The sequence below is a fragment of the Mixta tenebrionis genome, assembly GCF_006517625.1.
Classification (GTDB): domain Bacteria; phylum Pseudomonadota; class Gammaproteobacteria; order Enterobacterales; family Enterobacteriaceae; genus Mixta; species Mixta tenebrionis.
On the sequence record NZ_VHQI01000006.1, the window covers coordinates 211,682 to 225,657 of the forward strand.

Sequence of the window (13,976 nt, forward strand, 5' to 3'; positions counted from 1 at the left end):
GTAAACACCATGCAAAAAAGAGTGAAGGGATGGGGGCTGGCCGCTGCGCTGTTGGCGTCAATATGGGGCGCGCCGGCGCTGGCGCTGGTGCAGAGCGCGCCGCCGGTTTCATATGGCGTCGAAGCGGATACCTTTCATCCGGTCAGAGCGCGCCAGGGAATGGTGGCGTCGGTAGATGCGCTGGCTACGCAGGTGGGGGTGGATATCCTGCGCCAGGGCGGCAACGCGGTGGATGCCGCCGTCGCCGTTGGTTTTGCGCTGGCGGTAACCCACCCGCAGGCAGGCAACCTGGGCGGCGGCGGTTTTATGCTGTTGCGTACCGCCGCCGGTCAGGTCAGCGCGATCGATTTTCGTGAAGTCGCACCGGCCCGCGCCAGCCGCGATATGTTTCTGGATAAACAGGGCAATGCCGACAGCAAGCTATCGCTGACCTCGCCGTTAGCTTCCGGCACGCCCGGCACGGTGGCGGGTTTTGCGCTGGCGGCGGATAAGTATGGCACCCTGCCGCTGAGCCGCCTGCTGCAGCCGGCGATAGCGCTGGCGCGTGAGGGGATTGTGGTGAACGATGCGCTGGCTGACGATCTGAATACCTACGGCAAAGAGGTGCTGCTGGGCCATGACAACAGCCGGGCGATATTCTTCAAAGCGGACGGAACGCCTTATCAAAAAGGCGAGCGTCTGGTGCAGGCGAACCTGGCGCGCAGCCTGACGCTGATTGCTCAGCAGGGGCCGGATGCCTTTTACAAAGGCGAGATCGCCGATGAGATCGCTGCGGAAATGGCGCAGCATGGCGGGCTGATCGACAAACAGGATTTAGCCCGCTACCGGGCGCTGGAGCGTAAACCGATCGGCGGCAGCTATCGCGGCTACCAGATCTTTTCGATGCCGCCGCCCTCATCGGGCGGGATCCATATTGTTCAGATCCTGAATATCCTCGAAAACTTCGATCTGGCGAAGATGGGCTTCGGCAGCGCCGATGCGATCCAGGTGATGGCGGAGGCGGAGAAATATGCCTACGCCGACCGTTCGGAATATCTGGGCGATCCCGATTTCGTCAAGGTGCCATGGCAGGCGCTGACCAGCAAGGACTATGCGAAATCGCTGGCGCAGCAGATCGATATCGCCAAAGCGCGTCCGTCGGAACAGATTAAACCCGGCAAGCTGGCGCCCTATGAGAGCAATCAGACCACGCATTTCTCGGTGGTGGATAAAGCGGGCAACGCGGTTGCCGTTACCTACACGCTGAATACCAATTTCGGCAGCGGCATCGTCGCCGGAAAAAGCGGCATCTTACTGAACAACCAGATGGATGACTTTTCCGCCCGCCCCGGCACGCCCAATGTCTATGGTTTGATTGGCGGCGAAGCCAACGCCATTCAGCCCGGCAAGCGCCCGCTCTCCTCAATGTCGCCGACGATTGTGGTGAAAGACGGCAAAACCTGGCTGGTTACCGGCAGCCCCGGCGGCAGCCGCATCATCACCACCGTGCTGCAGATGGTAGTTAACAGTATCGATTTCGCGATGAACGTGGCGGAAGCGACCAGCGCGCCGCGCTTCCATCACCAGTGGCTGCCGGACCAGCTGCGGGTTGAGAAGGGCTTCAGTCCCGATACGCTGAAGCTGCTGAGCGCGAAAGGGCAAAATGTCCAGCTGCTGCCGGCGATGGGCAGCACGCAAAGCATTATGATCGGGCCGGATGGCACGCTGTACGGCGCTTCCGATCCGCGCACCCCGGACGATCTGACGGCAGGCTATTAGCGACCGCTCAGAAAAACGGCTGGCATAAGGCCGCGTTTGCCGGGCTTATTCCCGGTGAACGCGCTTAGCGAACGGCAGCGGCAAGAAAATTATCATAAAAGGGTTTACAGACGAGAATGATAATGATTATTATTGTCATGCACTCCGGCGAGACCCGCTAAGGACTCTCTGCGAAGGCACGACATTGCTCACATTGCTTCCAGTATTATCTTAGCCAGCCGGGTGCTGGCTTTTTTTTTGCCCGCTGCCGGCCTGGGCATGTTCCCTGTTGCCGCTTCCTCCATGCTTCATCAATCCGCCTGCCCTCTCTTTGTCGGGCAGCGGGAAAACCATTCATTTTTTTTGAACAGAGAGGTGAAGTTTTTCAGCTATCATTCAACCTGCTCCGGGCCCAGACTATAAAAAAACGTTGAGGAGCATTGAACATGATTTACTTACGCAAAGCTGAAGAACGCGGTCACGCCAACCACGGCTGGCTGGATAGCTGGCATACCTTTTCCTTCGCCAACTATTACGATGCCAACTTTATGGGCTTCTCCGCGCTGCGGGTAATTAACGAAGATGTGATTGACGCCGGCCAGGGCTTCGGCACCCATCCGCATAAAGATATGGAAATTCTGACCTACGTGCTTTCCGGCACCGTTGAGCATCAGGACAGCATGGGCAACAAAGAGCAGATCCCGGCGGGCGAGTTCCAGATTATGAGCGCCGGCACCGGCGTGCGCCACTCAGAATATAACGCCAGCAGCAGCGAGCCGCTGCATCTGTATCAGATCTGGATTATCCCGGAAAAAACCGGCATCGAACCGCGTTACGCTCAGCGCCGCTTTGCCGTGGTGCAGGGCCGCCAGCTGATCCTTTCGCCCGATGCGCGCGAAGGTTCGCTGAAGGTCTACCAGGATATGACGCTGTCGCGCTGGGTGCTGAAGGCGGGCGAGAGCGACAGCGTGACGCTGGATGCCGCGCGCCGCATCTGGATTCAGGTGGTGAAGGGCAATGTGCAGGTGAATGACCAGCCGGTCGCCACCAGCGATGCGCTGGCAATCTGGGATGAGAGTACGCTGCAGCTGCAGGCGAGCAGCGATGCGGAAATCCTGCTGTTCGATCTGCCGCCGGTCTGACCGTAAAAGGTTAACGCGTACTGAGCCGCCGTTCATCCTGTCCGGCGGCTTTTTTATTGGCTGCGCTAATTCCCGGTTAAATCAGGCCGCCGGCGCTGGTCCTGGGCAGGCGCCGTTATCGTCGCGTTTTCCCCGCTCGTGACGGCTGGCTTTTTTTTGTAAACTCAGCCTCATCTCTCTCTGCCCGGCGAATCATCATGAAGAAAAAAAGACCTGTGCTGCAGGACGTTGCCGATCGCGTCGGCGTGACGAAAATGACCGTCAGCCGCTACCTGCGCAATCCGCAGCAGGTATCCGCCGCGCTGGGGGCGAAAATCGCCGTCGCGCTGGATGAGCTGGGCTACATTCCCAACCGCGCGCCCGACATGTTATCCAACGCCACCAGCCGCGCCATCGGCGTGCTGCTGCCCTCGCTGACCAACCAGGTCTTCGCCGACGTGCTGCGCGGTATTGAAGCCGTTACCGATGAGGCCGGCTATCAGACGCTGGTGGGCCATTTCGGCTATAACGCGGAGAAAGAGGAGCTGCAGCTGCGCTCTCTGCTGGGTTGGAATATCGACGGCCTGATCCTGACCGAGCGAACCCACACTCCCGCCAGCCTGCGCATGATCGCAACCGCCGGTATCCCGGTCATTGAGATGATGGACAGCGTCTCTCCCTGCCTGGATATGGCGGTGGGCTTCGATAACGTTGAGGCGGCGCGTCAGATGACGCGCGCGATTCTGGCGAAAGGGCATCGCCATACCGTTTATCTTGGCGCGCGGCTGGATGAGCGCACGCTGCAAAAAGAGCAGGGCTATGCGCTGGCGATGCGCGAGGCGGGGCTGGAGCCGCGCAGCGTAATGATGGAGGAAGCCTCCTCGTTTAGCGCGGGCGCCATGCTGTTGTGCGAGGCGCGGCGCCGCTATCCGCAGACCGATAGCCTGTTCTGTACCAATGACGATTTGGCAATCGGTGCTATGTTTGAATGTCAGCGCCAGGGATTACGCGTACCGGAGCAGATGGCGATTGCCGGGTTTCACGGACACGATATTGCCCACGTGGTGACGCCAAAACTGGCGACGGTATTCACCCCGCGTGAGCGCATGGGACGTGAGGCGGCGACGCTTCTGCTGGCACGCATCGGCGGCGATAACAGCGTGCATCAGCCCATCGACGTAGGCTTTGCGATTGAGGAAGGGGAAAGCATCTGAACCGGATGTTTTTTTGAACTTGCTCACAATTCCAGGCTTTTCCTGCCCGGCGGGTTGCGCTGAACAGCGCACGTACTGAGAATGGATGCGCCGATGTTATCGGTAACATTTGCATTTTCATCTGCCGGAGCCAACAACAATGCAAACTCAGTCGCCGTCACATCACGTCTTTATCCTGATGGGCGTTTCGGGCAGCGGTAAATCCGCCGTTGCTTATGAAGTCTCGCACCAGCTGAAAACCGCGTTTCTCGACGGCGATTTTCTCCATCCGCGTGCCAATATTGAAAAAATGGCCCACGGCCACCCGCTGAACGACAGCGATCGTCAGCCCTGGCTGCAGGCGGTGAACGATGCGGCTTTCGCCATGCAGCGTACCCAGGCCGTTTCAATTATCGTCTGCTCCGCGCTGAAAAAAAGCTACCGCGATATCCTGCGCCGGGGGAACGATAACCTCTCTTTTATCTATCTGAAAGGTGAGTTTGCCACCATTGAAAACCGGCTGAAGGCGCGTAAAGGCCACTTCTTTAAACCGCAGATGCTGGTCTCCCAGTTCGAAACGCTGGAAGAGCCCGCCGCTGATGAAAGCGATGTGCTGGCGGTTGATATCAATCATCCCCTGCCGGACGTCGTTGCCGCTACCATCGCTGCCATTCAGGATGCGATCAAAAAGGATTAGTTGTTGCTTATGAGTACCGCAACCCTGGTATTAACTGCGGCAGGCTCGGTTGTCCTGCTGCTGTTCCTGGTAATGAAAGCGCGCATGCACGCCTTTGTCGCCCTGATATTAGTCTCTTTCGGCGCCGGCCTGTTCTCCGGGATGCCGCTGGATAAAATCGCGGAAACCATGCAGAAAGGCATGGGCGGCACGCTCGGCTTTCTTGCCGTGGTGGTGGCGCTGGGCGCGATGTTCGGCAAAATCCTGCATGAAACCGGCGCGGTCGATCAAATCGCTATCCGGATGCTGAAATCGTTCGGCGAACGTCGCGCGCACTATGCGATGGGCATCGCCGGCTTAATTTGCGCGCTGCCGCTGTTTTTTGAGGTGGCGGTCGTACTGCTGATCAGCATCGCCTTCGCCGTGGCGCGCCGCACCGGCGATAATCTGGTGAAGCTGGTGATCCCGCTGTTCGCCGGCGTCGCGGCGGCGGCGGCCTTTCTGCTGCCGGGGCCGGCGCCGATGCTGCTGGCGTCGCAGATGCACGTTGATTTCGGCTGGATGATCCTGCTCGGCCTCTGCGCCGCGCTGCCGGGGATGCTGATCGCCGGGCCGCTGTTCGGCAATTTTATCAGCCGCCATGTCAGCTTTAACCTGCCGGAGGAGAGCTCGCAGCCGGACGTCGAGCAGCACAAGATGCCATCCTTCGCCTTCAGCCTGGCGCTGATTCTCTTTCCGCTGGTGCTGGTGGGGCTGAAAACCATCGGCGCGCGCTTCACCGCTGAAGGATCGCGGCTTTATGAGTGGCTGGAGTTTATCGGCCATCCCTTTACCGCCATTCTGCTGGCGCTGCTGCTGGCGATTTACGGTCTGGCCTGGCGTCAGGGGATGGATAAAGAGAAGGTGATGCAGGTGTGCGGCAGCGCGCTGCAGCCCGCGGGCATTATTCTGCTGGTGATCGGCGCAGGCGGCGTGTTTAAGCAGGTGCTGGTCGATTCCGGCGTGGGGCCGGCGCTGGGCAACGCGCTTACCGGCGCGGGGCTGCCGATTGCGCTGGCCTGCTTTATCCTCGCCGCCGCGGTGCGCATTATTCAGGGATCGGCGACGGTGGCCTGCTTAACGGCGGTCGGGCTGGTGATGCCGGTTATCGAGCCGCTGCACTACAGCGGCGCGCAGATGGCGGCACTGTCGATCTGCATCGCCGGCGGGTCGATTGTGGTCAGCCATGTGAATGATGCCGGCTTCTGGCTGTTTGGCCGCTTTACCGGCGCCACCGAAGCGCAGACGCTGAAAACCTGGACGCTGATGGAGACCATTCTTGGCACCGTCGGGGCGATTATCGGCATGATCGCTTTCCAGCTGCTCTCCTGATCGCCGCGGACGGAGGCGAAACGCCATCCGTCCGTCTTTCCCGGCGGTTAAATCTTCAGATAGGCGCGAATACCGTCAAGGAACATCTGCGTCGCCAGCATAATCAGAATCAACCCCATCAGCCGCTCCAGCGCATTAACTCCCTTATCGCCCAGCAGCCGCAGAAACAGGCCGGAGAGCAGCAGGATCACCACCGTAACGCCCCAGGCGCACAGCAGCGCTCCTACCAGATAGCCCATATGGTTAGGATACTGATGGGAAAGCAGCATCAGGGTGGCAAGCAGCGAAGGGCCGGCGACCAGCGGAATGGCGAGCGGCACGAGGAAAGGCTCCTCGCCTACCGGCAGGCCGCTGCTGTTGCTCTCGGCGGAAGGGAAAATCATTTTGATGGCAATCAGGAACAGAATGACGCCGCCGGAAATGGAGACGGTTTCGGTGCGCAGGTTAAGGAAGGCGAGAATTTTTTCTCCGGCGAATAAAAACAGCAGCATAATGCCCAGCGCGATCAACATTTCGCGTATCAGCACCAGGCGGCGGCGTTTAGGTTCCAGATGCTTTAAAACCGACATAAAAATCGGCAAATTGCCGAGCGGGTCCATTATCAACAACAATAATATGGTCGCAGAGATCATTTCAGTCATTTATTTTGCTCTTTAGCGTTAAAGCGGCGGCGCCGTTATTAGCAATGCTATTGAAAAGATTAATCCAATCGAATTAATTCACTTGCCAGCAGGGCTGCATTTTGTAGAGTTGATGGTCACAGGTAAACCAAATTTTCTCTGGCGGGCTTCGCTTTCCGGCGATCCGATGTTTCACTTTTCAGACTGTCGCTACCTTGTAACGCGGTCGCCGCCTGTGCGGCGCGCCGGCGCGGCGGGTAGCCCGTAGCAGGTGCTCAATGAAAAATGTAGGTCTTATTGGCTGGCGCGGCATGGTCGGCTCGGTGCTGATGCAGCGCATGAACGAAGAGCGTGATTTCGACGCGATTCGCCCGGTTTTTTTCTCCACTTCTCAGCATGGTCAGGCGGCGCCGACCGTCGGCGGTCAGAGCGGCACGCTGCAGGACGCTTATGATATCGATGCGCTAAAGGCGCTGGATATTATTATCACCTGTCAGGGCGGCGACTACACCAGCGAAATCTACCCGAAGCTGCGCGCCAGCGGCTGGCAGGGCTACTGGATCGATGCGGCCTCAACCCTGCGGATGAAAGATGAGGCGATTATCATCCTCGATCCGGTTAACCATCAGGTGATTCGTCAGGGGCTGGATAAAGGGATGAAAACCTTCGTCGGCGGCAACTGCACCGTCAGCCTGATGCTGATGTCGCTCGGCGGGCTGTTTGCGCACGATCTGGTGGAGTGGGCGTCGGTCGCGACCTATCAGGCGGCTTCCGGCGGCGGCGCGCGCCATATGCGCGAACTGCTGACGCAGATGGGCATGCTGCATAACCATGTGGCGCAAGAGCTGCAAAACCCGGCGTCGGCGATTCTGGATATCGAGCGTAAGGTGACGCAGCTGACCCGCTCCGGCACGCTGCCGACCGATAACTTCGGCGTCCCGCTGGCGGGCAGCCTGATTCCGTGGATCGATAAGCAGCTGGAGAACGGCCAGAGCCGCGAAGAGTGGAAGGGGCAGGCGGAGACCAACAAAATTCTCGGCACGCAGCAGACCATCCCGGTTGACGGCCTTTGCGTGCGCATTGGCGCGCTGCGCTGCCACAGCCAGGCTTTTACGCTGAAGCTGAAGCAAGATGTACCGCTGACGGAGATTGAGCAGCTGCTGGCGGCGCACAACCCGTGGGTGAAAGTGGTGCCGAACGATCGCGAGCTGACGATGCGCGAGCTGTCGCCCGCTGCGGTAACCGGCACGCTAAGCACGCCGGTAGGGCGCTTGCGCAAGCTGAATATGGGACCGGACTACCTTTCCGCCTTTACCGTCGGCGATCAGCTTCTGTGGGGCGCCGCCGAACCGCTGCGCCGTATGCTGCGGCTGCTGGTTGATTAATCTGTTTCAGCCCCGTTCCGCCTGTGGAATGGGGCGCTTTACCCCCGCTTTCGCGCATTCCCTGCTTTTTCAACTACCTGTCGTAAAGTCAGCCGCCGGGTGATCCGCCTCTTCTTTTTAGCATGACGAAAATTATTTTATGCAAAGTTCGCAGGCTTATTGTACGCCTTGTCTATGCTTAGCATGACTGTTTCGTTTTTCCGTTTCGAATATTAAAAGTTGATGCGCGCGGCAACGCTTTTTTCCATGGAAAGGTTGCGGCTCTGTCGGCGCGCGCACGGCTCATTGAAGAGTAGTCAGGCTAACGTGCTGGTTAACGTTATGGTTTCGGCTGCCATAAATCACAGGAAGAAAGTCATGTCAGAGCTCCCGGATCGCCATGCGATCAATGCGATTATTGAAGGTCATTACGCTGACCCCTTTTCACTGCTGGGAATGCACCAGACCAGTAACGGCCTTGAGGTCCGTGCCCTGCTGCCTGATGCGTCTGAAGTGTGGGTAATCGAAACCAGCACCGGGCGTAAATGCGCGCAGCTGAAATCTCTGGATTCCCGCGGTTTTTTTTACGGCGTTATCCCGCGTCGTAAGAATCCGTTTCGCTACCAGCTGGCCGTTACCTGGCACGGCGAGCAAAATCTGATCGATGACGCCTATCGCTTCGGCCCGCTGCTGCAGGAGCTGGATAGCTGGCTGCTGGCGGAAGGCACTCATCTGCGGCCTTATGAAACGCTGGGCGCGCATGCGGAGGTGATTGACGGCATCAGCGGAACGCGCTTTTCCGTCTGGGCGCCTAACGCGCGCCGCGTCTCGGTAGTCGGCGATTTTAACTACTGGGACGGCCGACGCCATCCGATGCGCTTTCGTCGTGAAATCGGCGTCTGGGAGCTGTTTGTTCCCGCGGCGCGCACCGGCCAGCTCTACAAATATGAAATTATCGATAATCAGGGGCAGCTGCGCCTGAAAGCCGATCCCTTCGCTTTTGAATCGCAGATGCGTCCGGACAGCGCCTCGGTGATTTGCGGGCTGCCGGAAAAGGTGGCGATGCGCCCGGAGCGTAAGGCGGCGAACGCCTTCGATGCGCCAGTCTCTATCTACGAGGTGCATCTCGGCTCCTGGCGGCGCCATAGCGAAAACAATTTCTGGCTGAGCTACAAAGAGCTGGAAGAACAGCTGATCCCCTACGTTAAAGAGATGGGCTTTACCCATATTGAACTGATGCCGATTAACGAGCATCCGTTTGACGGCAGCTGGGGCTATCAGCCGGTAGGAATGTATGCGCCGACGCGCCGCTTCGGCACGCGTGACGAATTCCGCCACTTTGTCGCCGCCGCCCACGCGGCGGGGCTGAACGTGCTGCTTGACTGGGTGCCGGGCCACTTTCCCTCTGACGATTTCGGCCTGGCGCAGTTTGACGGCACCGCGCTGTATGAGCATGAAGATCCGCGCGAAGGCTTTCATCAGGACTGGAATACGCTGATCTACAACTACGGACGCCGCGAAGTCAGCAACTATCTTGCCGGCAATGCGCTCTACTGGCTGGAGCGTTTTGGTATCGACGGGCTGCGCGTGGATGCGGTGGCGTCGATGATTTACCGCGACTACAGCCGCCCGCAGGGCGAATGGGTGCCGAACCACTTCGGCGGCCGCGAGAACCTCGAAGCGATTAGCTTTATTCGTTATACCAACCGGATGCTGGGGCACAACGCGCCGGGTACGGTAACCATTGCCGAAGAGTCGACCGATTTTTACGGCGTGTCGCGCCCGCCGGAATCGGGCGGGCTGGGCTTCTGGTACAAGTGGAATCTGGGCTGGATGCACGACACGCTGGACTATATGAAGCTCGATCCGGTCTATCGTAGCTACCATCACAACCTGATGACGTTCGGCATGGTCTACAACCACACCGAAAATTTCGTGCTGCCGCTCTCGCATGATGAGGTGGTGCACGGCAAGCGTTCCATTCTTGATCGGATGCCGGGCGACGCCTGGCAGAAGTTCGCCAACCTGCGCGCCTATTACGGCTGGATGTGGGCCTTCCCCGGCAAAAAGCTGCTGTTTATGGGCGGCGAGTTCGCCCAGGGCAGAGAGTGGAACCATGACAGCAGCCTCGACTGGCACCTGCTGGAAGGCGAAGACAACTGGCATCACGGCGTGCAGCGGCTGGTGCGCGATCTTAATCTCACCTATCGTCACCATACGCCGCTGCACCAGTGCGATTTTGACGCCAGCGGCTTTGAATGGCTGGTGGTGGATGATCAGGAGAACTCGGTGTTTGTATTCGCGCGCCGCGATCGGGAAGGCAATGAAATCATCGTTGCCAGCAACTTTACTCCGGTGCCGCGCCATCACTACCGCTTCGGCATCAATCAGCCGGGCGGCTGGCGCGAAATCATTAACACCGATTCCGCTCACTATAAGGGCAGCAATAGCGGCAACGGCGGCATCGTCTGGAGCGAGCCGGTTCCCAGCCATAACCGCGATCATTCGCTGACGCTGACCATACCGCCGCTGGCGACGATTTGGCTGGTCAGGGAGGCGGGATGAGTTACCTGAGTGCCGGAAAACCAGCTCCCCTGGGCGCAACCTGGGATGGGGATGGGGTCAACTTTACGCTTTTTTCACAGCATGCTCAGCGTGTGGAGCTCTGCCTGTTTAATGCAAAGGGCGAGGAGAGCCGCTATGACCTGCCGAAGCGTACCGGTGATATCTGGCACGGCTATTTCCCTGAACTCGCTCCCGGCCAGCGCTATGGCTATCGCGTTCACGGCCCCTGGGCGCCGGAGCAGGGGCACCGCTTTAATCCTGCGAAGCTGCTGATCGATCCCTGCGCGCGCGCCGTCGAGGGTGGAGTGCCGGACAGCGCGCTGCTTAACGGCGGCGAGTGGCAGCGCGATGAAAGCGACAGCGCGGCGGCGGCGCCGAAAAGCGTGGTGGCGACAGCGGATAACTTTAACTGGGGCGACGATACCGCGCCGCGCGTGCCCTGGGGCAACACGGTGATCTATGAAGCCCACGTGCGCGGGCTGACGCAGCGACATCCGGAAATTCCGGAAATGCAGCGCGGTACTTATGCGGCGCTGGGTCATCCTGCTATCGTCAACTATCTTCAGCAGCTGGGCATCACCACCCTGGAGCTGCAGCCCATCGCGCAGTTTGCCGATGAGCCGCGTCTGCAGCAGCTGGGGCTGCGCAATTACTGGGGCTATAACCCTTACGCGCTCTGGGCGGTGGAGCCGCGCTACGCCTGCGGCGAGGGCGGAGTCAGTCCGCTGCAGGAATTCCAGCAGGCGGTGAAAGCGCTGCATCGCGCCGGTATTGAAGTGGTGCTGGATATCGTGCTTAACCACACCGCCGAGCTGGAAGAGTTCGGGCCTACGCTTTCGCTGCGCGGCGTGGACAACGCCAGCTATTACTGGCTCAGCGCGGATGGCCGCTATCACAACTGGAGCGGCTGCGGCAATACGCTCAATCTCAGCCATCCGCAGGTGATGAACTGGGCGCTCGACTGCCTGCGCTACTGGGTCACTACCTGCCACGTTGACGGTTTTCGTTTCGATCTGGCGCCGGTGCTGGGCAGAACGCCGCAGTTCCGCGCCGATGCGCCATTTTTTGCGGCGATAAAAGCCTGTCCGATTCTTTCTCAGGTCAAGCTGATCGCCGAGCCGTGGGACATCGGGCCGGATGGCTACCAGACCGGACGTTTCCCGGCGCCTTTCGCCGACTGGAACGATCGCTTTCGCGACGATATGCGCCGTTACTGGCTGCACGGCGAGCTTTCCAACGGCGATTTTGCGCGTCGGTTTGCCGCCTCCAGCGATCGCTTTCGCCATGACCAGCGTCTGCCGTCATCAACGGTAAACCTGATTACCGCGCATGACGGCTTCACTCTGCGTGATGTGGTGAGCTTTGCGCGTAAGCATAACGAAGCGAACGGGGAGGATAATCGCGACGGGCATAACGATAACTACAGCCATAACCACGGCAGCGAGGGCTTAACGGTATCGCTTAACGTGCTGGAGCGTCGCCGTCGATCGATCCATGCGCTGCTCGCTTCGCTGCTGCTGGCGCAGGGCACGCCGATGCTGCTGGCCGGCGATGAGCATGGCCATAGCCAGCACGGCAATAATAATGCTTATTGTCAGGATAACGAACTCACCTGGTTTGACTGGAAAAACCGGGATGAAGGGCTGTACGCCTTTACCGCCGCGCTGGTGCGTCTGCGTCAGAAAATTCCTGCGCTGACGCAGGATCGCTGGTGGGAGGAGGGCGATGGAAACGTTCAGTGGCTCAATGGCGAAGGGCGAACGCTGAGCGCGCAGCAGTGGGAGCAGGGCGAGCATCGGCTGCAAATCCTGCTGTCCGGACGCTGGCTAATAACGATAAATGCCACGCAAGACGTGAGCGAACTATCTCTACCAGACGGAGAATGGCGCGCCATTCCTCCTTTTGCCGGGGAAGATAATCCAATCCTGACAGCTGTCTGGCATGGGCCCGCGCACGGCGTGTGTGTGTTCCAAAAGCAAGTATAAAGGAGTCAGACATGGTCAAGTTAGAACGTACCGAACATCTGATGCTGGCAAGACAGCTCCCTGGGCAAACGGTCGCCTTGATTCTTGCAGGCGGACGCGGCACGCGCCTGAAAGATCTGACCGCCACGCGCGCCAAGCCTGCCGTTCACTTCGGCGGCAAGTTCCGCATCATCGATTTCGCGCTGTCGAACTGCCTTAATTCCGGCATTCGCCGTATTGGGGTAATTACCCAGTATCAGTCGCATTCGCTGGTGCAGCACATTCAGCGCGGCTGGTCGTTTCTTAATGAAGAGATGAATGAGTTTGTCGATCTGCTGCCGGCGCAGCAGCGCTTTACCACCGAGCACTGGTATCGCGGCACCGCCGATGCGGTAACCCAGAACCTCGATATTATTCGCCGCTACGACGCGCAATATATCGTTATTCTCGCGGGCGATCACATCTACAAGATGGACTACTCGCGCATGCTGCTGGATCACGTTGATAACGATGCGCGCTGCACCATCGCCTGCCTGCCGGTGCCGATTCAGGAGGCGACGGCGTTCGGCGTGATGGCGGTTAATGAACATAATCGGGTAGTGGATTTCGTCGAAAAACCGGCGCAGCCGCCCGCCATGCCGGGCGACGAAAGCAAAGCGCTGGCCAGCATGGGCGTCTATGTATTTAACGCGGATTATCTCTATCAGCTGCTGGAGGAAGATTTAACGCTCTCCGGTTCCAGCCACGATTTCGGCAAGGATCTGCTGCCGAAAATTGTCGCCAGCGGCGATGCGCTGGCGCACTCCTTTACGCTTTCCTGCGTACAGAGCGATGACAGTACGCCGCCGTACTGGCGGGATGTCGGTACGCTGGAAGCCTACTGGCGCGCCAACCTCGATCTCGCTTCGGTGATGCCGGAGCTGGATATGTACGATCACGAATGGCCCATTCATACCCATATGGAGCCGCTGCCGCCGGCAAAATTTGTCCAGGATCGCTCCGGCAGCCACGGCATGACGATGAACTCGCTGGTTTCCGGCGGCTGCATCATCTCCGGCTCGGTGGTGGCGCACTCCGTTCTGTTTTCACGCGTGCGCGTGAATTCGTTTTGCAACATTGATTCTGCCGTGCTGCTGCCTGACGTGGTTGTTGGACGATCCTGTCGTCTGCGCCGCTGCGTTATCGATCGCGCCTGCATTATTCCGGAAGGAATGGTGATTGGCGAGAACCCTGACGAAGACAGTCGCCGTTTTTACCGCTCAGAAGAGGGCATCGTGCTGGTGACGCGCGACATGTTGGCCAGGCTGGCCGATGCCGCTGTGTGACCGACGAAACAGTAATACACGCAATCTGCGCGAGGATCGC

The 13,976-nt window shown here is 59.1% G+C and carries 10 protein-coding genes; 9 read left to right on the plus strand and 1 reads right to left on the minus strand.

Features of this window, described 5'->3' with window-relative positions; all coding sequences use genetic code 11:
* Nucleotides 1-9: 9 nt before the first annotated feature.
* The 5 genes from ggt (at nt 10) to gntU (ending at nt 6,098) form a co-directional block, all read left to right on the plus strand.
* Nucleotides 10-1,758, plus strand: a complete 1,749-nt coding sequence (gene ggt, locus FKM52_RS11830) for a gamma-glutamyltransferase (protein ID WP_141176382.1) — start codon at nt 10-12, stop codon at nt 1,756-1,758.
* A 425-nt stretch (nt 1,759-2,183) separates the two neighbouring features.
* Nucleotides 2,184-2,879 carry a pirin family protein gene (locus FKM52_RS11835; RefSeq protein WP_141176383.1) on the plus strand — a complete coding sequence of 232 codons (696 nt, stop codon included), beginning with the start codon at nt 2,184-2,186 and terminating at the stop codon, nt 2,877-2,879.
* Between the two features lie 197 nt (nt 2,880-3,076).
* The gene (gntR, locus tag FKM52_RS11840) at nt 3,077-4,072 is read left to right on the plus strand and encodes a gluconate operon transcriptional repressor GntR (protein ID WP_141176384.1); all 996 of its coding nucleotides are present in this window, start codon (nt 3,077-3,079) and stop codon (nt 4,070-4,072) included.
* A gap of 139 nt (nt 4,073-4,211) precedes the next feature.
* Nucleotides 4,212-4,748, plus strand: a complete 537-nt coding sequence (gene gntK / locus FKM52_RS11845; RefSeq protein ID WP_141176385.1) for a gluconokinase — start codon at nt 4,212-4,214, stop codon at nt 4,746-4,748.
* A 9-nt stretch (nt 4,749-4,757) separates the two neighbouring features.
* Nucleotides 4,758-6,098, plus strand: coding sequence for a gluconate transporter (gene gntU, locus FKM52_RS11850; RefSeq protein ID WP_141176386.1), 1,341 nt, complete (start codon nt 4,758-4,760; stop codon nt 6,096-6,098).
* Between the two features lie 47 nt (nt 6,099-6,145).
* On the opposite strand, the gene FKM52_RS11855 is transcribed toward gntU, so the two are convergent.
* Nucleotides 6,146-6,739, minus strand: coding sequence for a YhgN family NAAT transporter (locus FKM52_RS11855; RefSeq protein ID WP_141176387.1), 594 nt, complete (start codon nt 6,737-6,739; stop codon nt 6,146-6,148).
* A 257-nt stretch (nt 6,740-6,996) separates the two neighbouring features.
* Between FKM52_RS11855 and asd the strand changes: the two genes are divergently transcribed.
* From asd to glgC, 4 genes are all read left to right on the plus strand, one after another.
* Nucleotides 6,997-8,103, plus strand: a complete 1,107-nt coding sequence (asd, locus tag FKM52_RS11860; protein ID WP_141176388.1) for an aspartate-semialdehyde dehydrogenase — start codon at nt 6,997-6,999, stop codon at nt 8,101-8,103.
* A 357-nt stretch (nt 8,104-8,460) separates the two neighbouring features.
* Nucleotides 8,461-10,647 (plus strand): 1,4-alpha-glucan branching enzyme, encoded by a 2,187-nt coding sequence (gene glgB / locus FKM52_RS11865; RefSeq protein WP_141176389.1) that lies wholly within the window; start codon nt 8,461-8,463, stop codon nt 10,645-10,647.
* On the plus strand, nt 10,644-12,632 hold the full coding sequence (glgX, locus tag FKM52_RS11870; RefSeq protein ID WP_141176390.1) for a glycogen debranching protein GlgX: 1,989 nt from the start codon (nt 10,644-10,646) through the stop codon (nt 12,630-12,632). The genes glgB and glgX overlap by 4 nt, the downstream gene beginning before the upstream one ends.
* 11 nt (nt 12,633-12,643) lie before the next feature.
* Nucleotides 12,644-13,936: a glucose-1-phosphate adenylyltransferase gene (gene glgC, locus FKM52_RS11875; RefSeq protein ID WP_141176391.1), complete on the plus strand. Its 1,293-nt coding sequence runs from the start codon at nt 12,644-12,646 to the stop codon at nt 13,934-13,936.
* The last annotated feature ends 40 nt before the right edge of the window (nt 13,937-13,976 follow it).